This is a genomic window from Candidatus Omnitrophota bacterium, from assembly GCA_028716165.1.
Lineage (GTDB): Bacteria > Omnitrophota > Gorgyraeia > JABMRG01 > JABMRG01 > JAQUQI01.
Window position 1 is genome coordinate 1 of record JAQUQI010000011.1, and the last position, 21,982, is coordinate 21,982.

At 42.2% G+C, this 21,982-nt stretch carries 25 protein-coding genes, 2 tRNA genes and 1 pseudogene; 1 reads left to right on the forward strand and 27 read right to left on the reverse strand.

The window, feature by feature from the left end:
• Positions 1-237 precede the first annotated feature (237 nt).
• From mscL to PHV77_05775, 7 genes and pseudogenes are all read right to left on the reverse strand, one after another.
• Positions 238-549: pseudogene (mscL, locus tag PHV77_05745) on the reverse strand (large-conductance mechanosensitive channel protein MscL).
• Between the two features lie 107 nt (positions 550-656).
• Entirely contained in the window at positions 657-1,244 is a 588-nt protein-coding gene (locus tag PHV77_05750; GenBank protein MDD5504791.1) for a phosphoglycerate mutase family protein, read from the reverse strand.
• A gap of 270 nt (positions 1,245-1,514) precedes the next feature.
• Positions 1,515-2,201: an aromatic aminobenezylarsenical efflux permease ArsG family transporter gene (locus PHV77_05755; protein MDD5504792.1), complete on the reverse strand. Its 687-nt coding sequence runs from the start codon at positions 2,199-2,201 to the stop codon at positions 1,515-1,517.
• Between the two features lie 2 nt (positions 2,202-2,203).
• Positions 2,204-2,656 carry a nitrophenyl compound nitroreductase subunit ArsF family protein gene (locus PHV77_05760; protein MDD5504793.1) on the reverse strand — a complete coding sequence of 151 codons (453 nt, stop codon included), beginning with the start codon at positions 2,654-2,656 and terminating at the stop codon, positions 2,204-2,206.
• 280 nt (positions 2,657-2,936) lie between these two features.
• Complete coding sequence (locus PHV77_05765) at positions 2,937-3,179, reverse strand: thioredoxin family protein (protein MDD5504794.1); 243 nt, start codon at positions 3,177-3,179, stop codon at positions 2,937-2,939.
• A 14-nt stretch (positions 3,180-3,193) separates the two neighbouring features.
• Positions 3,194-4,261, reverse strand: a complete 1,068-nt coding sequence (locus tag PHV77_05770) for a permease (protein MDD5504795.1) — start codon at positions 4,259-4,261, stop codon at positions 3,194-3,196.
• 32 nt (positions 4,262-4,293) lie between these two features.
• Complete coding sequence (locus PHV77_05775; protein MDD5504796.1) at positions 4,294-4,593, reverse strand: DUF134 domain-containing protein; 300 nt, start codon at positions 4,591-4,593, stop codon at positions 4,294-4,296.
• A gap of 498 nt (positions 4,594-5,091) precedes the next feature.
• Here PHV77_05775 and PHV77_05780 point away from each other — a divergent pair, with 498 nt between their 5' ends.
• The gene (locus PHV77_05780; protein ID MDD5504797.1) at positions 5,092-6,156 is read left to right on the forward strand and encodes an integrase core domain-containing protein; all 1,065 of its coding nucleotides are present in this window, start codon (positions 5,092-5,094) and stop codon (positions 6,154-6,156) included.
• Here the strand turns inward: PHV77_05780 and PHV77_05785 are convergent.
• From PHV77_05785 to tadA, 20 genes are all read right to left on the reverse strand, one after another.
• Positions 6,153-7,130 (reverse strand): toll/interleukin-1 receptor domain-containing protein, encoded by a 978-nt coding sequence (locus tag PHV77_05785; GenBank protein ID MDD5504798.1) that lies wholly within the window; start codon positions 7,128-7,130, stop codon positions 6,153-6,155. The two genes, PHV77_05780 and PHV77_05785, sit on opposite strands and share 4 nt — an antisense overlap.
• Positions 7,131-7,148: 18 nt before the next feature.
• A complete protein-coding gene (locus PHV77_05790; protein ID MDD5504799.1) occupies positions 7,149-7,934 on the reverse strand; it encodes an SEC-C domain-containing protein in 786 nt (261 codons plus the stop codon).
• On the reverse strand, positions 7,876-8,832 hold the full coding sequence (locus PHV77_05795; GenBank protein ID MDD5504800.1) for a hypothetical protein: 957 nt from the start codon (positions 8,830-8,832) through the stop codon (positions 7,876-7,878). Before PHV77_05795 ends, PHV77_05790 begins: the two co-directional genes overlap by 59 nt.
• A 2-nt stretch (positions 8,833-8,834) precedes the next feature.
• Positions 8,835-9,761 (reverse strand): CBASS cGAMP-activated phospholipase, encoded by a 927-nt coding sequence (locus PHV77_05800; protein ID MDD5504801.1) that lies wholly within the window; start codon positions 9,759-9,761, stop codon positions 8,835-8,837.
• The gene (locus PHV77_05805) at positions 9,758-10,675 is read right to left on the reverse strand and encodes a lipase family protein (GenBank protein MDD5504802.1); all 918 of its coding nucleotides are present in this window, start codon (positions 10,673-10,675) and stop codon (positions 9,758-9,760) included. The genes PHV77_05800 and PHV77_05805 overlap by 4 nt, the downstream gene beginning before the upstream one ends.
• A 12-nt stretch (positions 10,676-10,687) precedes the next feature.
• Complete coding sequence (locus PHV77_05810) at positions 10,688-11,755, reverse strand: hypothetical protein (protein ID MDD5504803.1); 1,068 nt, start codon at positions 11,753-11,755, stop codon at positions 10,688-10,690.
• A 20-nt stretch (positions 11,756-11,775) separates the two neighbouring features.
• On the reverse strand, positions 11,776-12,576 hold the full coding sequence (locus PHV77_05815; protein ID MDD5504804.1) for a DNA methyltransferase: 801 nt from the start codon (positions 12,574-12,576) through the stop codon (positions 11,776-11,778).
• Positions 12,577-12,604: 28 nt separating this feature from the next.
• Positions 12,605-13,147: a hypothetical protein gene (locus tag PHV77_05820; protein ID MDD5504805.1), complete on the reverse strand. Its 543-nt coding sequence runs from the start codon at positions 13,145-13,147 to the stop codon at positions 12,605-12,607.
• A 23-nt stretch (positions 13,148-13,170) separates the two neighbouring features.
• Complete coding sequence (locus tag PHV77_05825; protein MDD5504806.1) at positions 13,171-14,079, reverse strand: DNA adenine methylase; 909 nt, start codon at positions 14,077-14,079, stop codon at positions 13,171-13,173.
• Between the two features lie 179 nt (positions 14,080-14,258).
• Positions 14,259-15,167, reverse strand: coding sequence for a restriction endonuclease (locus tag PHV77_05830; protein ID MDD5504807.1), 909 nt, complete (start codon positions 15,165-15,167; stop codon positions 14,259-14,261).
• Between the two features lie 120 nt (positions 15,168-15,287).
• A tRNA-Asn gene (locus PHV77_05835) sits at positions 15,288-15,363 on the reverse strand.
• 76 nt (positions 15,364-15,439) lie between these two features.
• Positions 15,440-16,366, reverse strand: coding sequence for a thiamine pyrophosphate-dependent enzyme (locus PHV77_05840; protein ID MDD5504808.1), 927 nt, complete (start codon positions 16,364-16,366; stop codon positions 15,440-15,442).
• Positions 16,366-17,553, reverse strand: a complete 1,188-nt coding sequence (gene porA / locus PHV77_05845; protein ID MDD5504809.1) for a pyruvate ferredoxin oxidoreductase — start codon at positions 17,551-17,553, stop codon at positions 16,366-16,368. Before porA ends, PHV77_05840 begins: the two co-directional genes overlap by 1 nt.
• A complete protein-coding gene (locus tag PHV77_05850; protein MDD5504810.1) occupies positions 17,550-17,831 on the reverse strand; it encodes a 4Fe-4S binding protein in 282 nt (93 codons plus the stop codon). Before PHV77_05850 ends, porA begins: the two co-directional genes overlap by 4 nt.
• The gene (locus PHV77_05855; GenBank protein ID MDD5504811.1) at positions 17,828-18,391 is read right to left on the reverse strand and encodes a 2-oxoacid:acceptor oxidoreductase family protein; all 564 of its coding nucleotides are present in this window, start codon (positions 18,389-18,391) and stop codon (positions 17,828-17,830) included. The genes PHV77_05850 and PHV77_05855 overlap by 4 nt, the downstream gene beginning before the upstream one ends.
• A gap of 28 nt (positions 18,392-18,419) precedes the next feature.
• The gene (locus PHV77_05860; protein ID MDD5504812.1) at positions 18,420-18,689 is read right to left on the reverse strand and encodes a hypothetical protein; all 270 of its coding nucleotides are present in this window, start codon (positions 18,687-18,689) and stop codon (positions 18,420-18,422) included.
• Positions 18,690-18,894: 205 nt separating this feature from the next.
• On the reverse strand, positions 18,895-19,494 hold the full coding sequence (recR, locus tag PHV77_05865; GenBank protein MDD5504813.1) for a recombination mediator RecR: 600 nt from the start codon (positions 19,492-19,494) through the stop codon (positions 18,895-18,897).
• A 63-nt stretch (positions 19,495-19,557) separates the two neighbouring features.
• Positions 19,558-21,225, reverse strand: a complete 1,668-nt coding sequence (gene dnaX / locus PHV77_05870) for a DNA polymerase III subunit gamma/tau (GenBank protein ID MDD5504814.1) — start codon at positions 21,223-21,225, stop codon at positions 19,558-19,560.
• A 104-nt stretch (positions 21,226-21,329) separates the two neighbouring features.
• A tRNA-Ser gene (locus PHV77_05875) sits at positions 21,330-21,423 on the reverse strand.
• 11 nt (positions 21,424-21,434) lie between these two features.
• A complete protein-coding gene (gene tadA, locus PHV77_05880) occupies positions 21,435-21,902 on the reverse strand; it encodes a tRNA adenosine(34) deaminase TadA (GenBank protein ID MDD5504815.1) in 468 nt (155 codons plus the stop codon).
• Positions 21,903-21,982: the final 80 nt, after the last annotated feature.

Below are 21,982 nucleotides of genomic sequence, written 5' to 3' on the forward strand. Positions count from 1 at the left end.
GGGTGTTCCTCCTTTCATGTTTAAGCTTCAAGGCTATTCTTGAAAGCTTTTACTTCTAACAATGAAAGGATACACCCTTTTTTATTGGTATTTCAAGCTGAATTTACAGAGAACATTATACGTTACCAAGCTTATGCCAATATACATCATTGGCTATGCTTTGCCTGTTTTTTTTAAAAACTCTTTTCGCGGCTTGTGATAAAAACCGGATTATTATTTTTTATCTACGGGAAGGCCCTTCTTCAGTGTATTTATACCTTTTACCACTAAAAATATGGAAAAAGCCACTATAATAAAATTAACCAGATTATTAATAAAAAGCCCGTATCCTAAAATAACCTCCGGCTTATCAATCGTTGCCGCTTTTAGCACCAGCTTTAGGTTGCTAAAATCCGTCCCGCCCAGGAGCAGGCCTATGGGCGGCATAATAACGTCATTGACAAGAGAATTAACTATCTTACCAAAAGCAGCGCCTACGATAATACCCACGGCCATGTCTATGGCATTTCCCTTGACGGCAAATTCCTTAAACTCGGATATTATAGACATATCCCCTCCTTTTTTTAACAGCTGTAAAGTTTGAAATATATTATACTCTACCCGGCAATTTTCAACAATCATTTTTTCCATTTAGCCTGATTAATAACTATAAGCGATTATAAAAAAATTGTAACCTTTCCGCAATTCGGGATACGGTCAATAAGCAAAACCTGCTTAAAAGCCTTCATTTTCTCGGAGTCAATAGGATTACGGCCTGAACCCATAAGCCATATAACGGCTTTGATAAACTGCTCATGACTGAATATGGCAACATTTTTATGATTAAGGCGTTTTAGTTTCTCAATTGCGCGCCGGGCCCGGCCCAAAAAATCAACAAAACTTTCAGCGCCTAAACCGTCACAATAAAAAGGATCGCACTTTTGCCAATATGCATGCACCATAGGAAGCCGGTCTGCTGATATGGTATTCTCGCATTTCGCAGGCGATAAATAAGTAAACTCATGGACATCCCATTCCTCTTGCAAAACGTCTTTAAACTTCTTGATAACAGGCAATGCCGTTTGTTTCGTCCTGATATAACGGGATGTCACCGCGAGAGCGGGTTTGTCCGATAGAGTCAAAGCCAGCGCCTCTGCCTGAGCTATTCCTTGCTTAGACAGCGGTATAGTCGCCGGATCAGATGTCCTGCCCCCAGCGTTTGATTCACTTTCGGCATGGCGGATAAAGCATATTTTCGTATTCATTGCGTTTACTTAGATTATGCGCCGTCATGGCGTTCAAAGAAGTATTTTATCCTCTTGTTAAAATCGGCCATGTCGTATTTGAATGCTACGACTTCCATAAACTTCTTAGCGACAGCCAGTTATCTATTATCTTGTAGACGTCCTATCTGGTAACACCCTACATATAACGGGGTGCCAAAAAATAAGAAGTTCTTTATATCCATTTAGCAGGGTGTAGCTAAATAGGACGCCTGCTAATATATTATTTTTTTTCTATTTCCACTATCCGTCTTAAAATAGTTTTAAAATGTAGATTCCCAAATGATACAATCCAACGAAGATAAAAATAATTCCGGTAATTCTGCGAGTATAGTATTCAAGTTTAGTTATTCGTTGAAACCAATAACTCAATGATGCAATTCCAAGAGCAATCACCACTGCAAATAGTAATACCGGAAGCCCTGTCCCAATTCCGTAGATAAGCGACAACAGTGTTCCGGATTTGCTATTCAACGCTAAAGGTATTAGGCTACCAAAAAATAATGCCGCAGAAACCGGACAAAATGCCAAAGCGAAGATAAAACCTAAAAGTAAGGCGCCTGGCGCTCCGGATTCGACAAGTTTGTTCTGATACCTTTGGGACAGTGTTATATTGGGAAATTTTATAGTAAATACTTCTAATAAAAATAAACCCGCGACAATCAAAAACGGCCCCAATGCTATTGCCATGTATTTCTGTAAAAATTGCGCGACCTGCGGTATGCCTAAAAATGAACTGATAATAAACCAGCTAAGTAAAACATAAGCTACCATCCTCCCAATCGTATAAGCAAGCCCTGAAATAAGCACCATTGCTGGGTGCGCTATTTTCTTAGAGAGGAAAGAAACAGCTGCTATATTCGTAGCCAAAGGACAAGGGCTGATTGAAGTCAGTATCCCAAGCCACAACGCTGAACCAAAAGCCGCCCATATGTCCATTATTAAGAGTCCTTGAGAAATGCGCTTGTCTCAGCCGTTACATAATCAATGAATCTTGACTTATTGTGGGCATACTCCCAAATCTTGTCCAGATTTTTTGTCTTAACTTCTTTGCTGTTTTTAATAAGAGATAAGATAAGCGATTTGGCATACAACTGATAATCGTTTGCAAAATGTTCGTTGCCGCGCTCTTCAACATTGACTACTTGAAACGTAAGTCTTCCCGATTGGAGCGCGTCTTTAAAATTCGTCTCAATCGCCTCCCTAGAATATTTCTCCATATTCATGCACGTGTAGCAACGAAACGTTCCGTGAAAATAATAGACCATAACCTTGTTCGCTGAATTGGTAGAAGATTTGGACTCTGCGGCTTTTGCCTGTGGCGCACCTTTTAAAACAAACATGGCAATTACTGAAATCGTGATTATGCAGGTTATCAGAATGTTTTTCTTCATTCTCTATCTTTCTCATGTTGGCTTTTCTTTAGATTCTTCAAAATAGTTAAAGGTGGAAATGATATAGCTTCTTGTGGGCACATCCCCATGCAACTGCTGCATCCCACCACGCAGGAATACGGCCCTACCACCTTTGGATTATTCTTCTCTTTATCCCAAGCATACACTCCGTGGCTACAAAAATTGAAACATTCCTTACAACCAGCGCACTTCTTCAAGTCAACCGTGGGATACCAAGGAATATCTTCTCTGGGAATGCCCTGCCAATTCTCGGATTTGTTCATTTTAATGTCTTCTGAATAAATTGTTTTATCTGCTCAACTGAAGGAATTTTCCCCTGCATGATTATCTTTCCGTCAATGATAAGCGCGGGAGTCTGCACGATACCCCTATCAATCATAGTATCAATATCGGTAACTTTGACAACCTCGGCTGTTTTGTTTAATTCAGCCAAAGCCTTTTTAACGTTTGCCTCTGTGTTTGCGCACTTTGGACAACCAGGACCTAAAACTTCTATTTTCATTTTCTACCTTCCTCTCAACGGACTATTGCACCATATATCAATCCTGAAATGGTCGTGAATACTATAATTAAGCCCACATATGCAAGCGTTCTCTTATTGCCTATGAATTTTCTCACCACAAGGATGCTGGCAAATGAGATGACAGGGTCTGCAAGCAGATATGCCAATAGGGGGCCTTTCGCCATTCCAAGGCCTAAAAACATTTTTGCCATAGGAACTTCAACCAGGGTAGGAAAATACATAAACACTCCGAATAATACAGCAATAAGGTTGGCAGACAGCGTGTTCTTACCCATAAAGGTTGTAAGAAAATTCTGAGGCAAGAGCGTTGTTAAGGCTCCTGCAACAAAAATACCGACTAAGAGGAGTGGAAATATCTTCTTTGCGAAAAACCATGTTTCAGAAAGCCAGGCTTTAGTTTCCTCTTTGGTAAAGAATAATTTAGTCAATATCGCCAAGATAATTATCAAACCTGATATTCCAACATATCTTAAGTACCCATTTACCCTTGTTCCTACAATAAGAATAGCTACGAGTGTAATAAAAAATAAGTTTAACCTGTGCTTCTCGAAGAAAAACAGTTCTTTCGTATCCTTGGCTTCAGCACTAACAAAAGCAAGAGCCACTTTTTTCTCCTCTTCCGTATCTTCTTCCTTAAACATTGTAGATATTATTATGCCAATTAGACTGGAAAAAGTAATAGACAGGATTATTCTTGCTAAAGCAAAACTCCATCCCAAAACACTTCCCGTAAAAAGAATGGCCATTATATTAGTTGCGGGGGCCGTATATAAGAAAGCTAAAGCAGGACCTATGCCTGCGCCTTTCTTTTTTATCCCTGCGAACAAGGGCAAGATGGTGCAAGAACATACTGCCAACATCAGGCCTGCGATAACTGCTAATGGATAGGCCTTATACTTTGGGACTTTCTGACCGAGATATTGAATAATTTTTTCTTTCGGAAGCAAAACTGACATGGCGCCTGCAATGAAAAAAGCTGGAACAAGACAGGTTAACACATGAACAGAGGTATACTCTATTACGGCTTTTATACCTGCAATAAATAAATCAGTTATTATCATTTACTATTCTTCCTTTATCAGCTTTTTTCCTGTTAGCTTCTTTTCTTGATTTTACAGCAACCCCCTTCAATCCTTATCGCTTTAATGTTAACTAAGCTGTCAGCTATCTTGCGTTGAGCAGAGGTTAAAATCCGCGAGAAAGTCGGATGCGATATCCTCATAAGTTTTGCGGCATCAATTTGCTTTAGCTCTTCAAGACAAGCAAGACGAATAGCCTCAAATTCATCAAGAGACAAGTAAACACCTTCACATTTGCTTATCGGCTTACAAAGAGGCTTAAAACACCGCTCATCCGGAATACATTTTACCCATCTTGTCTTTTTAGGCCTCACAAATAGGCTCCCTTGTTATGAACTGTTGTTCATAACTATTTTATCAAACAATCCGAATATGTCAAATAAAAAAAGAAAGTCTATCGCATAACGACAGACTCTCTTTATTTAACTTATTTATTTAAAATAAGTTGCAGAAATTGCCTCCCTCCCCGGGCAGACGTCCGACTGCGGACTTTTATGGCGTTATAAGCGCTTTAGAACCGAACGAACCTCACGAAATCACACCAGAATCATCGTTTTACCTCGGAATACACCAGCCCAAGACAGACTCCGGCCTTACGCCTTAGCCGAAGTGTCCCGCTAAACGCCTTAAAACTGCCTTAAAATAATAAGAATTTTTGAAGAGAATTTGCCTGATTTGCCGGATTTTGTGTCCAGAGGGGTGCAGAAAAGATGAGACCTTGAAAACTACTCGTGGGAACCTGCCGTAACCTGCTGTAAAATAGAGGCTTGGCTGAGTTTTGAACCATTAACCGAAAGGAGGCTAAAAAGATCGTGAACTACACCAATTCTTATACCATAAACGGCTCGCTTTTCCAAGAGTTTTTGAGCCTCTTGGGCAAGATGACCCAAGGCCAGCTAATCCGCCAGATCGAATTCATGAAGGTCGAAAACGAGATATTGCGCTCCAAGCTCCCGCAAAGGATAACTACCACCCCGGCCGAGAAAAGACGCCTTATCAAATACGGTCTGCCCTTACGAGGCCAGATCAAACAGGTCATATCCATTGTAGGCTATTCGACCTTTAGGCGATGGGTAGGTGACGGCGTGACCAGTAAGAACCCACCCAAACGCGGAAGACCTAAAAAGACCACACAAGAGATCATTGATCTTGTTATCCGCATGGCCAAGGAAAACCATCTCTGGGGCTATGGCAAAATAATGGGCGAGCTAAAGAAGCTCGGGCTCCTGCGTTTTACCCGCAATACCCTAAAAAATATCCTTATTCAAAACGGCATAGACCCAAGCCCGAAGCGCAAGGAAGACTCGTGGGACGCGTTTATAAAAAGGCATTTTGAAACACTCTGGGCGTGCGACTTTTTCACGAAGACAATCTGGACGGCATTGGGTCCTAAGCTATTCCATGTCTTATTCTTTATCAATATCCGCACCCGGAAAGTCCATATAGCCGGTATGACCGATAAGCCCAATAAAGACTGGATTGTCAACGCCACAAAGAGCGTGTCATTTATATTTCAGGATAAAACCAAAAAGCTCCTCATCAGGGACGGCGACACGAAATTCCCCAAGGAATTTGACGAATTGTTTAAGTCGGTTAATGCGAAGGTCAAGCGCATTCCTTATCGCTCACCGAATCTAAATCCATACGCCGAGGGATTCGTGGGAACCATAAAGCGGGAATGTCTGGAGCATTTTTTCGTATTTGGCGAGGAACATTTCAAATACCTGATCCGAGAATACGTCGAGCATTACAACACCAAACGCCCGCATTCAGGGATGGCTAATGAGCCGCTTGAATATAAGCCGCGAAGCAACACTGGCAAGATTAAGTGCGAATCACGACTGGGCGGGATGATAAAGCATTATTACTGGGGCTAAAAGTATTGAACGGAGTTTAACGGAATACTGCCTTCTTGGGGAGCTCCACCATTGATATACACCTTCCATTGTATATCATATTTGAACCGCTTGTCCCACCGATCGTGATCCATAAAATAATGAAGTCTAGTCATTCCATCTTCACCGAAGAGCTTTAGCTTCTTACCCGGCAATAGATCACTCATAAATTGTTTTTTAGCGGTATCGGATAATCCCGAAAACGAAAAAATTAGACAGAGATACCCCGGCTTGTCGCGTGAGTCAGACCCTCTTAAATGAGGGTAGTTCCAGTCTGTTTTTTCAAGATAAGCTTTTGGGAAATATAACTCGACGTCGACATCTTCAAATTTTCTGGAACTTCTATTTTCAATTTCAAAAACAAACGAATATTTGTGCAAGTCCTGAGTCATTTCAAGTTTTTTGAAATCTGCCGTGATCTTTGTTGATGTCTCTGGTTTAGAGTATTCACCTTTTAGCTTTTCGTGTGCATCCCACTCGTCCTTGGTTAAATCCCTGCCAGCAATCGAAATCCCCAGATCTCCGCAAACCATCCGCACCGTCTCAATAAACTCTCGCTGAGAAAAATATTCCTTTCCTTGACTTACTAATGTTAACGGCGCTCCAAAATCACTTGCCGAAATATTCGTAAACAGGGGATAAACTTTCTTGTCCTTAGCCCACACTGCCGCTGACTCCCACCAAACCCACGAAGATATCTTTGATTTAACAGAGCATATAGGGATTATCGCTTTAGCGTGTTTAAGTTTTTCTTCCATCATTGTTTTTAGTGGGTTTTCGCCGGGCGGGATATCTCTTTTGGCAACGAACGCTTCAATTTTGGATTCGGTCAGACGATGGATAATATCCCTAATAAAATCTGCTAACGACAGTTCCTCGCCAGCGTAACTAATGAAGATGATTGGTTTTTCAAAATCGACACGCCTCAATTCATCAATTAAATCGCCCATTGCCATAAATAACTCCTCTTGAGTTCATAAAATATCTCCGGCTTGTATTTTTTCGACTCCTGCAGATGAGGATCTTTCTCCCTGTGCTTTTGTATCCTTCTTTAAATTTTCGAGGTCTTCCTTAAATAATTCTGGGCACCCATTAGTTCGTAACTTATCGAACAAATCCAAATGGCATTTTTTTGCTTTTTTGCTACTTCCGCATAAACAAAGGTCGTTTCTGCCAAATCGCTGGTTTTCTGACAGTGATTGCAAAAATAATTCTAATAAATTTCTGTCGGATATTCCGAAAGCCTCTGAGTAATAGGTCAGAATCCCTTTAGCCCCATGATCATATTGGCCGTTTTTCCAATCACCCACGCGTTCGTAATATGACTGATTGGCCAAGAAAGGAAGAACAAAATCTGTAATATAAACGTAAATCCTCGAATCTTTCAACCACTTCTGCCTTTGTTCGAGACGAGGCCCGATACAACAGATGCCTGTTTTGTCATTGACATGACGATTCGCTATTCTAGGGATTCTTCCACCAACTTCTATTAATATCGGGATATCTCTCGGATAGCTTTTCGGAAATTTAATTTCAATTTGGTAAACATCGAGAATATCTGCACCATCTTTAATCTCTATGTCTCCTTTGAGAACAAGGATATCCTCTCCGCGTGTATAGAAAATTAATTTCGGGAAATGTTCTGTGACTGAATGAGCTTCTCTCGAATAAAATTGTTCATTCCTTCGAAACCAACACACATTAAGAACTCCATGGCCTAGAGTTGCCGGATAAAATACCAAATGCTTTTGTTTTTCCATTTTCTTCTATTGAAGCGGGAAATGCGTCACCAAAAACATCCTGCCACAACTTTATACTATTGGCTCTATCAGCTTCATCATAGGCAAGCTTCGCTTTATCATAATAGAGATGAATCTTTTCTCTGAAATTTGAGTATTTCTTCTGATCCCAATGCCTGTTGAAATCCTCTGACACCAAGGTAGGATTGCTGATTGTTGGGACCGTTACATTGCTTTGGAGAAAAACATCTAACCGCTGGAAAATTGTAATAAAGGATGTCGGAAGATTCTTGAAATTCGACTGCGTCTCCGAATCATTCATGCAGGTTCCAAGCAACGTGTTGAGCAGTATTGACTTAACAGAGAAATTTTCTTTAATATCACGCAAATATTTAAATAAACGTATCGTCTTTATCAAGTAACCGTTGGCCGATGAATTCTTACTCATCAACCATTGCGTATACGCCTCAGGGTTTGTTTCTTCCCACTTGTTATCATCCTTGTTGGCAATACAAATTTTTCCCTGTAGCTGAACACACGGAACGATATCCATATGGAAGTCGCCTTTATAATTAAGCGTGACGCATCTCGTATTAATGGCGGTGATCTTCTTGTATTTATCGTTAATCGAGAACACATCAAAAAGATTTTGGATATAATCGCTTGGTTGCCATTTGTCATTACTTTGCAAACGCAAAAGGACATCAACATCAAAATCTTTATCTTTCGGAGGTTTAATTATAGTCTTTTGGGCATAAGAACCCTGCGGCATTAGATCACGGAAATATTTCTTAAAGGTTTCATCTGCCTTTATCAAATCGCCAATGACGCCTACCTTTTCATCAATCGTATTAATCCTGTCTTGATTCAGGTTTACTTCATGCTCAAGGAAATAATCAAAATATGCTGTCAGCTCCATAATTAGCCTCCGGTTAAGAATTTTTTTATCTTTTCAAATAGATATGTAAAGCGTTCGTCGGCTCTGGCGATTAAGTTTTCCACAAAACAAACGTCGTCTAAAGCCACATCGCAATCCGTATCAAAGTTTATTGTAAAAAACTTTTCATCTTCCAGCATGAACCTTACAATGTTTTCTACATTAACTGACTGCAGGTTCATAACCGTACTAATGAGTCCTGTACCCCATTGCTTAAATCCCCATGATTTATCAGCATCTTTGGGATCATAGTACTTCTTACCCCGGCCTGTTCCTATTGATAGGATGCGTATATTCTCTCGTGGAATCTTAAAACGCCTTCCCATGGCTTCTGTCAACGCCACTAATGCGGGATTGTTCGCCCACAATCCACCATCGGCAAGAAGGTACTCCTTTATGCGGTGCGGATCAAAGAAGGTCGGAGCAGAGCAAGATGCCAAAACAGCGTCAAATAATTTAGTATCTTTATCCCTTACAAAATTTTGATCGTAATTTGATTTCAAAACGAACACATTGCCGTTTGAAATGTCCGACGCGGGAATTATTAAGCGCGTTTTGGTATCTGATAAAGTCTTATCCCCGAATACAGCAGATAGCTCTTGTTTAAGAAAATGATTGCTGTATTTGCTCTGAAATAACCCCTTCCAATTGAACCAGTTAAACTTTTCCGAATAATTTCTTGTAAATATTTTTTCGCCTTTAGTTCTATATAAACTTACAATCTTATCAATAGGGTAATCGACAGCTAACCCGGCCGCAATAATTGACCCCGTACTTGTTCCTGCTATGATGTCAAATCTCTCTGAAAATGTAATTTTTAATTCTTCTTGAATACGCTTTAATATTTGAGCCGCGAAAACACCACGTATTCCGCCACCCTCAATCGATAGTATCCAAAACAAATCTTTCATTGAGCATTCCTTTTTAACGCCCAGCCCGCTAACTTCTCACAATAAGCGTCAAGCGAATGGTGTTGCACGCCGATATCTTTTGCGACCGTAAACGACAGGCGGATCAAATTCAATGACCGATTCGGCTCAGGGTATTCAGTCAATACTTTTGCCTCGGCATTTACTGACCCATTTGTTAGAAACCGCATATCTCCATGATGCCGATATTCGCTGAAATTTTCAGCAAGGATTTTAATCTTATCGTTTTTCGCCTTCTTTTTGATCAGCCAGAACAAGGGCAACATTATCGGCGTAAATGGTAAAAAAGGCACGACATCAAAAGAATTGATAACCCGATAAATAGGGGCTTTTATCTTATCGTCGAATTCTTCGTTGCCAACTTTAGGGCTTCCGAATGTATAACACGCCCCCAAGTTATCTGAATTTATTTCGGACGTCGCAATTAAAGCCAGTGCTCCGCCAAGAGAATGACCGGTTACATACAATCCATAATCAGCCAAAGACTGCAGTTGCTGAGTAACATCTGCTTGTATTTTTTGAAAAGCAGAGAGAAAACCCTTGTGAGTTTTGACATTGTTCTGATCCACCTTCATGGTGGCGTATAAATCGGTAAACACATCAAAGAACGTTTCAAGAGTTAAGCCTTCAGTCTGCGTGCCCCTGAACGATAAAACTGCCATCTTGTCAGAATCCCTTTTTGCCAAAAAGGCCTGCGTTCCATCTTGGTTAAATGTATTGACCAATGAGAAGCCGGCTTCCAGTAACGCAGACTTCAGCTCAGTGTCATCTTTTTCAAAAGGTAAATATGCCAATTTCGACATTTTGGCCATAAGCCAAGCCGTCCTATCGCTATAAGCCGCTCTTTTTACCGGCAGGGATAACAATTCAGGATGTTCAAAATATTTGTTTTCCATATTGCCTTTGTATTATGTTATCTGCTGAAAATCTTTGCTCATGATTGAATAGAGCTTGATCTTCTCAATATATCTTGCGTCAATTTTCTTTTTATTGATGCTAAAATTTGGTGCGATAATATACGCCTGTATTTTTGCAAAGCCTTCTTTGCTTGTAATTTTCTCTAGCCACCGGAGATACCGGACAACTTGGTTATATGCGTTAAAGTTTGCCTGATCACGTTTAAGCTCAATGATAATATTAGGGATCGTTCCTTCTCCGAGGCGATTGGAAAGCCCGTAAAGACACATATCAGCTCTGTCCATATTTGCTGGTTTGAAAGGCGATATGGGCACCTGCCTGCATAAAATATAATCATCTTTAGGGAACAAATGCTTGATTGGTGCGATATCAGCCAACAGAGAGAACTCTATATGAGCTTCATTCTGATATACGTTGTCTTCAGGTAAATGCGCCGAATCAAATAGCTGTTGGTGTTGACCAACAATCATGGTTTCATCGGATGCTACATTAAATTTAATTTCACTTTGGGAAAGAAGTTTGTATGCTATTGAAGATTCACCGGGAGTAAGGGTGCAAAATCCCATTCCTTGGATTGTATTTGAAGGCAACGGATAAGGGTATTTCCCTAATTCAAAATATAAATCATCCGACGATATTTGCTTACCCGTAACAATATCGTTTTTCTCAAATTGTAGAATAAAGGGTTGCGCTCGGTCTTTACCTCTGACTTTGAATATGCCTTCTTGTTCGGTTGGAATATACCTCTGGCTTTCATCCCAAAATAATTCCGCGTTAGCTACCCGCCCGAGAGGACTTGTTTTCCCATTTAGATAAAAAGAAGCTATCTCTGCGTTTCCTTTTACAACTCCGCCGTAAATAATTCTCCGTTTAAGAAAAAAGAAAATATGTGTGCCTTGTCTACTACAGGCATAATCCGCTAAAACATTATAATGCCTGCTATAAGGCGATGGGCTTGGAGTCATAATCGGTGGCATTAAAAAGCCATATATCCCATACTTGAGATACAGAGCCAACGTCCTATCGTCATACAATGTGATGAATAATCCGCCGTTCATTTAAATAATGACTCCTATATTTACAATTCTTTGTTAGTCGCCGAGTAAATACTGTCTTTATAAATAGTTTTATTCTCGTCTTGCCCCAACTTCCTAAAAATAAACAAATGCTCGTGCATAATTAAAAGAAAATCTTTATCCTGAGCGCTCCAGTACCGGGTAGTGTAACAGTTATGTTGAACCTTAATGACATCTTCTTTGAGTATGAATCCTGCTTTTAGAAATCGTTGCATAACGGAAAATGCCAACGGTACATAATGCCTGCGTCGACGCGTATCACCAATGAGGATGCCGCAGTATTTCCCGGGTTTTAATACGCGATAGCATTCCCGGGCGACTTCCTCAATCTCGTCGCAGAACTTTTGCAGACTGCTTATAGCAGAGAGATCACCATCGGCAGTTTTTGTGCCATATTTGATTATGTTTAGATACGGGGGATGAGTTGCTATGAGGTCAACGCTTTCATCATCGACTGTTTTCAAGTTACGCGCATCGCCTTGTTTTATAATCGGCTCATGACATTTGTCACAGCTAAATTTACATGACTCCTGAGCCAGCTTAACAACCTCTGAGTGGATGTCGAATCCCAGACCACGCCGACCCAATGATTTTGCTTCAATCATTGTTGTCCCACTGCCAACCATAGGGTCTAAAACCGTATCGTTTTCTTTGGAATACAGACGGATAAGATTACTGGGGATTTGAGGGGCCCAATTCCCGCGGTATTTCGCGTTATGCGTCAGCCATTTACCACGGTTGGGAAACGACCATACTGTTGTTGTCTGAATCTCTGCATTATTCTTAACACACTTTTCTTCCATTGAATATTATCCTTCACAGCTTTCTCTACTATGCTTTTCTTACAGGTAGTCCCAGCCATGCCAGCGGTAATTCATTAAATCTGTAGTGGCAATTAACGCTGTGTATGTATTCTAAGACATCTTTATATTCCGGTTTCTTAAACCAATCGCTCAACACGTAAACATATTCGACTTTTAAGCCTAAAGACGATACCAGCTTCAGATACTGTTTACGTTTAAAATCGCAAGTCTGAAGTTTCTCATCTACCGAACCAGCCACCTGCTGATATTTAACTTCAATAATGAAAAGGGTTTCCCTTACGATCACAAGTAACGCGTCATCCGGCAAAAGCTTCTTAGAGATGAGCCCTTTCCATTCAACGCCTTCCTCCGACAAGTATTGATAAAAATCATGTTTGCGGAAACATCTTGCAACCAGTTTTCCTTCAAAAAATACCCCTATCCCCGACTTGCCGAAAACCTTTTTTATTTCATATCCCGTGATCGCTCCGAGAAGTTTCTGGAAATCAACCTTCTTCTCAAAATTCAAACCCGTCTGGGTATTAGCTCCTCCGATACCACCTGTCTTCATATAAATTCTCCTCTCACGGTCTATTAATAATTCATTACCAAAATTTCGGTTATCGAGCCTCTGCGTTCAGCATTGCAATTTATAAGTCGTGTTGCATTCAGGCGTTCAATATGATACCCCCGATACAGATCATCAAAGAAGTCATCATCGGAATCGTTATTCTTGGGATCCGAATTGCTCAACATGACAGACGCGCCTTTTGTATCCAATTTCCCGTAAACGTCTCTGAGGCGTTTTTGTTCTTGGTCATCAAAAGCAATTTTTGAATAGCTCGTAAAACTCGCAGTGGCGCTGATAGGGCGATATGGCGGGTCAAAATAAACAAACGATCCATCGCCCGCATCCTTAAGACACTCTGCGAAATCTCCACAAAATATCTCGGCTTTTTGCAGAAGATCGTTTACCGCATAAAGATTTTCTTCATTACAAACCGTCGGGTTCTTGTATCGTCCAAATGGCACATTAAACTCGCCTTGTGAATTTACGCGGTATAGTCCATTAAAACAGGTTTTATTTAGGAAGATTAAAAGAGCCGCGCGGCGGACAACGCTGTGTTGTGCTTTTCGACGCAAAAACGCGTTAAACTCCTCACGCTTGTCATAATACAACTTTTCCCGCTTTTTTTCTGACGCGGTAAGATACTCTTTTTCTAAGTCATTTAATTCCTTGATTAGCTTTCCAACGTTTTTCTGGATAACTTGATAACAAGTATTTACGCATGGGTTTATCTCATATAGATAGGCCAACTCAAAATCATAGTGTTCTGAAAGCCAGAAGAAAAGGGCGCCACCACCTAAAAATGGCTCAAAATATTTTTTTATACGCCCTGCCTTAAACGCTGGAGGCAAATATGGAGCAATCTGGTCGATTAATTGCCCTTTGCCTCCGGCCCATTTTAAAAAAGGTTTAACTTGTCTTGTCGTCGTTATCATAATTACTCCTGAAGATTCGGTATAACGGTTACAACTACACCCTGTATCTTGTAGACGTCCTATTTGGTAACATCCTACATATAACGGGGCGCTAAAATAAGAGATTTTTTATATCCATTTGGCAGGGTGTAAATAAATAGGACGCCTGCTAATACTAAACGGTAGCCATTCTGATAAAACTACTCTTCAAAATAATCAGAGTCGATTTTTGATATTTTATAAGTTTTCTGTGTCGAAACGCCAATCCCAAGCTCAATCATTAAGCTGACTAAGGCTTTTCCGTCAATTAGAACAATCTTGGGTTGCTTAACAGAATGAGCATGTTCGTACGCATCTTTTGAAAACTGCGATGTTGTTACAAATATTCCTTTGTGAGCGCCTTTAGCTATTAGTGCCCCGGTAAAATCTCTAACTTCTTTAAGCGGTACCGAACTTTCCCATCGCTTAGCTTGAATATAAATTGTATCTAACCCTAGACGATCTTCTTTGATAATACCGTCAATTCCACCGTCGCCACTTTTTCCAACAGCTTTCCCGGCATCCAAACGAGAACCGCCATATCCCATTCCTACTATTAAATCGACTACAATTTTCTCAAAGAATTCAGGTGTGCAATCCTTGATTTTATCCAACAGGTCATGGGCAAGATCCGATTGAATTGAAGTAAAGTTTGCTTCGAGGAGTTCTTCGGGGGTTTTATTTCCGTGATGTTCGAGTAACGCTTCTTCTTCGCCAGAGGCATTCCTCAGAGTCCGGAATTCGATAAATTCAGGAAACTGTTCTAAGAAAGAAATATCGATTCGATTTGGTTTCTTTTTTAAAACCTCGAGGCCTTTCAAAGATATTTTTTGGGTACCACGTTTATCGGACTCAACAAGTCCGGCCTTCTTAAGATAGGTGCGCGCCCAGCCAACACGGTTATCAAAAATTGGCTGCTGCCCACTTGGCAATAGTTCTTTTCGTTCATCATTGGTTAGAGTAAATTTGAACGCTAAACCTTCAATTAGCTCTCGAGTATTATAAACTTTGCCATCTGACAAAAATTGTAATAGAGGCAGCATTATTGTCTGATAATCAGGAATCGACATATAGCTCCTATAATTTTGATAAGTGGTTATGTATGCTTTTAAAATTAAAGGCCCTCAACCTTTTTCAGATTGAGGGCCTTTGTCCCCAATATCCGAAAAAGTTCGGATATTAGAAGTAATTGGCTCCCCGGGCAGGACTCGAACCTGCGACCTAGTGGTTAACAGCCACGCGCTCTACCAGCTGAGCTACCAGGGAATGCCGCATTTTTGATATTTCTTGTAAGGCCTGTCAAAAACGCCCTTGATCCGCGCCTTTTTCGGGCCTTTTAAAATTAAAGAGCGGAACGCTTAAGCAGATATTCCCACTCGTCGTCAACATCCTGCTGAATAGATTTCAGGATCTCTTCATTACCGGGCTTAAACAGGTGCTTAAACCTGCCCTGCAATTTAAGCCATTCGGTTATGGGTTTCTTTTCCTTGGGAGTATAATTTATTTTATATTTTTTGCCGTTCTCTATCTCATAAAGCGGCCAGAAGCAGGTATCAACCGCCGTCTTTGCTATAGCCACTCCGTTCTCCTGCGGAAATCTCCAGCCCCTGTGGCAAAGCGCCATAACATTCAAAAATGCCGGGCCCTTGGCATCAAAAGCCTTCTGGGACTTGGTAACAAGGTCATTCCAGTTTGATATAGAGCATTGCGCCACATACGGTATCCTGTGCGCGGCCACAATAGCAGTCAGGTCTTTCCTTAACTGCGGCTTGCCGCTGCTTACCTTTCCCGCGGGCGCTGTTGTAGTAGAAGCCCCTGTCGGCGTAGCACCCGAACGCTGTATTCCCGTATTCATATACGCACCATTATCATAGCAAACATAAACAAAATTATGCCCTCTTTCAAGCGCGCCCGAAAGAGACTGGAGCCCTATATCATAAGTGCCTCCGTCTCCGCCGAATGTAACAAATTTGATGTCCTTTTTTATCTTGCCCTGTTTTTTTAACGACCTGTAGGCTGTCTCAACACCGCTCATTGTGGCGGCGGCATTCTCAAAGGCATTATGTATAAAAGGCACTTTCCACGCCGTATAAGGATATATCGTGGTCGCGACCTCAAAACATCCCGTAGCACAGCCTGCCACAAGCGCCGAATTGCCCGCGCCCAATAATACCTGCCTTGCCACAATGGATGCGCCGCATCCTGAACACAACCTATGCCCCGGGCCCAAACGCTCGGGCAGTTTTGAAAGCTCCTTAATATTAGCCATTATTCTCTTACTCCAATATAGTTTACCCGGTTAGATATCTTTCCTGTTTTTAATATGCCCGACATATCCTTGTAAACAGCTTCTATGTCATTGGGGAATATGTCGCGCCCTCCGAGTCCGAATATGTAGTTTATCAATTCAGGCTTTTGTTTCGCCTCATACATGGCGGATCGTATCTCGGAAAACACCGGCCCGCCGCAGCCTGAAAAAGAATCGGCCCTGTCAAGAACAGCGGCTATCTTCACCTTTGACAATGCCTTTATGATATATTCTTTCGGAAAAGGCCTGAACAGGCACGGCCTGACAAGGCCCGCCTTAACGCCTTTTGCCCTTAAGCTGTCTACGACAAATTTAGCAGTGCCGGCCGTGGAGCTAAATACTACTATGGACGCTTCCGCGTCATCCATCATATATTCTTCAACTATCTTAAGGTCTCTGGAAAATGCCTTGTTAAATTCATTCATAATTCCAGGTATAATATCAATCGCGTTTTTCATGGCCTCGGTTTGCTGCCTCTTGTGCTCAAAATAAAAATCCTGCAAATCTATAGGGCCATAGGTTACAGGATTGTCAACATCAAGAAGCGTGGTCATATTGGGCTTATATTCACCTATAAATTTCTTTACAGCCGCGTCATCAAACAATTCCACGCCCTCTACGGAATGGCTTGTGATAAAACCGTCCTGGCAAACCATGACAGGCAGGTTTATGCCGCTATGCTCGGCTATCCTGACAGCCAATATGGCATGCTCATACGCTTCGCGCCCGCTCTCGGCGTAAATTTGTATCCAGCCCGAATCGCGCGCGCCCATGGTATCGGAATGGTCGCAATGTATGTTGATAGGCCCTGACAATGCCCTGTTTACTACCGGCATCACTATCGGAAGGCGCATGGAAGCGGCTATATACACTATCTCCCACATGAGGGCAAGCCCGTTGGCCGAGGTGGCTGTCATCGTCCGCGCGCCGGCGGCCGCGGAACCTACGCAGGCGCTCATGGCGCTATGCTCCGATTCCACGGGTATCATTTCCGTCTTTACTCTTCCATCAGCCACAAACTGTGAAAATGTCATTACTATTTCGGTCTGCGGAGTAATAGGATACGCCGCTACCACATCCGGTTCTATCTGGCGCATGGCCTCTGCTACAGCCTGGTCGCCTGTTAATGGTATAATTTTTTTATTCATGCCTGTTCCTGCTCCATCTTTATGCATTTTGCGGGGCATATGGAAGCGCATATCCCGCACCCTTTGCAGTGGTCATAGTCAAAACCTTCCATCTTCTGGTCTTTTACGATAATACTTGAATCCGGGCAGTATATCCAGCATTGGAGGCAGTTAATACATTTTTTCTTGTCAATAACCGGCTTAAACGCCCTCCATGCGCCTGTCTTATATTCTTTGGCAGAACCGGCCTTATCTATCATACCGCCTATGGGGATATCTTTCCAGCCTTTAGCGCTCATCCTATCTCTACCTCCTCATAAGCACGTTTAATGCCTTTGATATTAGCGTTTGTTTTTTCATCGCCTATCTTTTTAAGAAATTTCTGCCGGACCTGACAGATCAAAGCGTCTATAGATACTACCTCTTTTACCTTGAGTAATGCCCCAAGCATCGGGGTATTGGGCATAGGAATGCCGAGTGTCTCAAGCGATATCTTGGTAGCGTCAACTGTCGCCACCTTACCCTTTGTATATTTTACCTTTTTCCTGATGTCCTTGGGAGTCTGCGTGGTATTGACAATAAGCACCCCGTCTTCGCCTAAACCTTCCGTAACGTCAATACAATCAAGAAGTGTCGGGTCTATCACCGCGACCATGCCCGGATTGGTAACAGGCGAATGCAGTGTTATGGCCTTATCGTCAATTCGCGTAAATGAACGTATTGGAGCCCCAGCCCTTTCCGGCCCGTATTCGGGAAAAGCCTGGATATGTTTTCCGGCCTCAAGCGCGGCCTCTGCCAAAAATTGAGACGCAGTCTTTGCACCTTGGCCGCCGCGTCCATGCCAGCGTATCTCTATCATATCATGCCTGCCTTCTATTTAAATTTGATTAAACCGATTGTTTACAGCAAGACTTTTTGATATCAAGAAGTATCCTTATCATCTCGGAAATCGTATAAAGGACAAGAAAATAAATACATCCCATTATCAAAAACACAAAGCCCGCCGCTCTGGGAGCTGTCTCAAGCGCCTGCACAGCCTGCGCGTTAGAACCTGAAATAAGAGTTATGATACACGAAACAATACCTATTCCAAGCGACAACCAGCTTAGTATCTTAAATACTAAACGAGCGGAACTTAAAAACCTGTATTCCTGCATATAAGCCTCCTCTGTTGTGGCTGTTTTAAAAACCCTATTTTTAGTTTAAATGTGGAATTGCCACTTAATATACTAAAAACCAGGCCTTGTGTCAAGGTAAATGCTCTTGCCAAAACTTGCCAAAACTTATCAGAACTTGCCTTCCGGCCCCTGACAGGCCTTGCCCGGCCTTCGGCAGGGCAAGAGCGCTGTAATATAAATACTATTAAAATTCCTGCCTGCCTTTCATGGCCTTTGCCATGGTGAGCTGATCGGCGTATTCCAGGTTTGAGCCCATCGGAAGGCCATAGGCTATTCTGGTGACCTTAAACTTTTCTTTTTTCAGTATCCTTGCCAGATAAAGCGCCGTGGTCTCTCCTTCAGAATCGGAATCGGTGGCTATAATAATCTCTGCCGGCCTTGAAGATTTGACGCGCGCGCAAAGTTCCTTTATCCTTAGATTTTCAGGGCAGACACCGTCTAATGGCGACAGCGAACCGCCGAGCACATGGTAGACCCCGTTGAATGATCCTGATTTTTCAATTGATATAATGTCCGTCGGCTGTTCTACGACGCATATAATGGATTTATCTCTTTGAGGATTATCGCATATGGCGCAGGCGTCCTCCTCGCTAAGGTTTCCGCATATCTTGCAGAACTTGATGGATTCTTTTACCTTTAATATGGAGTAAGCCAATGACTTGGCCTCTTCAAGGGGAAGCCTCAATATATGAAATGCCATACGCTCCGAGCTTTTTGGGCCTACCCCGGGCATTTTCTTCAAGGCATTGATAAGTTTTGTCATTGATTTGGTATATTTTTCCACAATATCCTTTGCCCAAAGCCGGACCAATCCCTGCCGGCGCGCGCCTTGTGCCGTGCCGGCGCTTTACATAAATTTCATTATATTGCCGTCAAATATATCAAGCGCGCTCTTTATGATAGGGTCCGACAGGGCCTTTTTCATGGGATTGAGTGTCTTTCCGGCGCCTTTTTGCCCCGCCTGCGCGTCCGCGTCATCGCTATCAGCGTTAAGGATAAATTCCACTTTTATCTTCGCCGACAAAACCTTTGAAAAATTAGATTCTATAAGCTCCCTGTTCTGGGGCTTTTCAAGGCTTTCCTTGTGAAAAGTATTTTTCTTGGGAAACACAAATATTACCGTATTATTTTTGAAATCAGTCAATTTGCCCTCTTCAAGGCATGAGGCTATGTATATCTTTTCCTGCCGGATATTTTTTATGACCTGCTGTAATGCCTCTCTTATCCGGTAAAGGTCGGGCCTGGATTCGGCGTCGGATATATCAGGCTGACTGTCCGGCACAGCCGGCTTAGGAGATTCCGGCGCCGAAGCGCAGGAGTCGGCAGTAGCGGGTTTTACCGTCGGAGTTTGCCCGCCGGATAACGCTATTTCGCTTTTTTTCTCAAGGCCGCGAAGCCTGTGCAATATCTCGTTTAATGAAACTATGGAATCTTTTCTGCTTAATTTAACCGCCATGAGCTCTAATGCTATTTTCGGCATAGGATATGAACGCATAGTATTGGCGGTATTTATCATGCTGTAAAGCATATAGAGAATGTCTTCTCTTGTAAGGCCTTTAAACTGTTCTGATATGCTCTTTATCTCTTCTTCGGCAAGGTCAGTAGAAGCATACAGGCCTTCACCTTCCATAATAAGCATGGCATTCCTGAAATACTCTATAAGGCTTAATAAGAATTGATCGGGGTCGGCGCCTTCGTCTATTATCTTGTTGACAAACCGTATTGCCGAAGAGGTGTCTTTGCCAATGATATAACCGGCAAACAATTCCAACCCTTCACGGCTTACAAGGCCAAGGATACTATTGGTATCCTGGATGGTAATTTTGTCTTTGCAGTATGTCGCCAGCTGGTCCATTATGGATTCCGCGTCTCTCATGGAGCCGCCTGCCTGCCTTACTATACCTGTAAGGGCCTGCTCGTCAATGGCTATCTTTTCTTTTTTGGCAATCTGCTTGAGCTTTTCGGATATATCTTTGGCTGATAGCCGTTTAAAATTAAATCTCTGACAGCGCGACAATACCGTGGGTATCACCTTGTGGGCGGCTGTGGTCGCAAAAATAAATTTTACATGGGCGGGAGGTTCTTCAAGCGTCTTGAGCAGGGCATTAAAAGCCTCTGTTGTCAGCATATGCACTTCGTCAATAATGTATATCTTGTATCTTCCGCTTTGCGGTGAGAATTTTACGCTCTCCTGAAGATTACGTATTTCCTCTATGCCGCGGTTTGAGGCGCCGTCTATTTCTATGACATCAACGCTCTTTGAGGCTGTTATGTCCTTGCAGGAAGGGCATTGATTGCATGGATTAGGGCTTGGGCCTTTCTGGCAGTTTAATGCCTTGGCAAATATACGGGCGGTGGTGGTTTTTCCGATACCCCTTGGCCCGCACAGGATATAGGCATGCGCTACCCTGTCCTGCTTTATGGCATTCTGAAGAGTGGTTGTGATATGCCCCTGGCCGACTATTTCATCAAAAACCTGGGGGCGCCATTTTCTGGCAATAACGATATATGACATTATAATAGCCCTAAAACCGGGTAAAAAACTTTTGCAGTATTTTATTTAAAATTATTTTTTTAAAACAACCTGCCGGCCAAACGGTCAGACCCAAACAAAAACTATGGCGGAGGGGGAGAGATTTGAACTCTCGCTAGGGTGAAAAACCCTACTACAGGTTTAGCAAACCCGCCCCTTCAGCCGCTTGGGTACCCCTCCATAGCAAAATCCTATTGCATTTGACGCTTTTTCTTAAAAAATTCGGAAATCAATAAAGAACTTTCGCGGCATTTTACGCCTCGGAAAACATCAAAAGTATGGTTAATATTTTTTGATTTTAAGATATCGCAGACAGAACCAAAGGCGCCTGTCTTTGGGTCATCCGCGCCAAAAACAAGCCTCTTGATACGGGCAAGAACTAATGCCCCGGCGCACATCTGGCAAGGTTCTATTGTAACATAGACCGATACGTCTTGCAACCATTTACTGCCTAAAAAAGACGCCGCCTGGGTAATGGCTATCATTTCAGCGTGAGCGGTGGGGTCTTTCAGGGTTTCCACCTGATTATGCGCTCGGGCGATTATCTTTGATTCGTGCGCTATAACACAACCTACGGGCACTTCGTCTTTTTCAAAGGCCTTATGCGCTTGCTTAAGCGCCTCTGACATATAAAATTCATCATTTAAATATTCAGACATAGGATAATGCTAAAGAATAATTCTAAAAAATTCCAAAATTACATGGCGCGCCTGGCAGGACTCGGCGTGCCTCCACTCAC

What these genes read in the sequence shown, in the direction of transcription:
- PHV77_05855 (MDD5504811.1), bottom strand. Translation starts at nt 18,391, where the DNA reads ATGATAGAGATACGCTGGCATGGACGCGGCGGCCAAGGTGCAAAGACT.
- porA (MDD5504809.1), bottom strand. Translation starts at nt 17,553, where the DNA reads ATGAATAAAAAAATTATACCATTAACAGGCGACCAGGCTGTAGCAGAG.
- PHV77_05765 (MDD5504794.1), bottom strand. Translation starts at nt 3,179, where the DNA reads ATGAAAATAGAAGTTTTAGGTCCTGGTTGTCCAAAGTGCGCAAACACA.
- PHV77_05795 (MDD5504800.1), bottom strand. Translation starts at nt 8,832, where the DNA reads ATGGAGCTGACAGCATATTTTGATTATTTCCTTGAGCATGAAGTAAAC.
- PHV77_05850 (MDD5504810.1), bottom strand. Translation starts at nt 17,831, where the DNA reads ATGAGCGCTAAAGGCTGGAAAGATATCCCCATAGGCGGTATGATAGAT.
- tadA (MDD5504815.1), bottom strand. Translation starts at nt 21,902, where the DNA reads ATGTCTGAATATTTAAATGATGAATTTTATATGTCAGAGGCGCTTAAG.
- PHV77_05810 (MDD5504803.1), bottom strand. Translation starts at nt 11,755, where the DNA reads ATGAACGGCGGATTATTCATCACATTGTATGACGATAGGACGTTGGCT.
- PHV77_05825 (MDD5504806.1), bottom strand. Translation starts at nt 14,079, where the DNA reads ATGATAACGACGACAAGACAAGTTAAACCTTTTTTAAAATGGGCCGGA.
- PHV77_05750 (MDD5504791.1), bottom strand. Translation starts at nt 1,244, where the DNA reads ATGAATACGAAAATATGCTTTATCCGCCATGCCGAAAGTGAATCAAAC.
- PHV77_05785 (MDD5504798.1), bottom strand. Translation starts at nt 7,130, where the DNA reads ATGGCAATGGGCGATTTAATTGATGAATTGAGGCGTGTCGATTTTGAA.
- dnaX (MDD5504814.1), bottom strand. Translation starts at nt 21,225, where the DNA reads ATGTCATATATCGTTATTGCCAGAAAATGGCGCCCCCAGGTTTTTGAT.
- PHV77_05800 (MDD5504801.1), bottom strand. Translation starts at nt 9,761, where the DNA reads ATGAAAGATTTGTTTTGGATACTATCGATTGAGGGTGGCGGAATACGT.
- PHV77_05755 (MDD5504792.1), bottom strand. Translation starts at nt 2,201, where the DNA reads ATGGACATATGGGCGGCTTTTGGTTCAGCGTTGTGGCTTGGGATACTG.
- PHV77_05805 (MDD5504802.1), bottom strand. Translation starts at nt 10,675, where the DNA reads ATGGAAAACAAATATTTTGAACATCCTGAATTGTTATCCCTGCCGGTA.
- PHV77_05790 (MDD5504799.1), bottom strand. Translation starts at nt 7,934, where the DNA reads ATGGAAAAACAAAAGCATTTGGTATTTTATCCGGCAACTCTAGGCCAT.
- PHV77_05770 (MDD5504795.1), bottom strand. Translation starts at nt 4,261, where the DNA reads ATGATAATAACTGATTTATTTATTGCAGGTATAAAAGCCGTAATAGAG.
- PHV77_05815 (MDD5504804.1), bottom strand. Translation starts at nt 12,576, where the DNA reads ATGGAAGAAAAGTGTGTTAAGAATAATGCAGAGATTCAGACAACAACA.
- PHV77_05820 (MDD5504805.1), bottom strand. Translation starts at nt 13,147, where the DNA reads ATGAAGACAGGTGGTATCGGAGGAGCTAATACCCAGACGGGTTTGAAT.
- PHV77_05860 (MDD5504812.1), bottom strand. Translation starts at nt 18,689, where the DNA reads ATGCAGGAATACAGGTTTTTAAGTTCCGCTCGTTTAGTATTTAAGATA.
- PHV77_05840 (MDD5504808.1), bottom strand. Translation starts at nt 16,366, where the DNA reads ATGGCTAATATTAAGGAGCTTTCAAAACTGCCCGAGCGTTTGGGCCCG.
- PHV77_05760 (MDD5504793.1), bottom strand. Translation starts at nt 2,656, where the DNA reads ATGAAGAAAAACATTCTGATAACCTGCATAATCACGATTTCAGTAATT.
- PHV77_05830 (MDD5504807.1), bottom strand. Translation starts at nt 15,167, where the DNA reads ATGTCGATTCCTGATTATCAGACAATAATGCTGCCTCTATTACAATTT.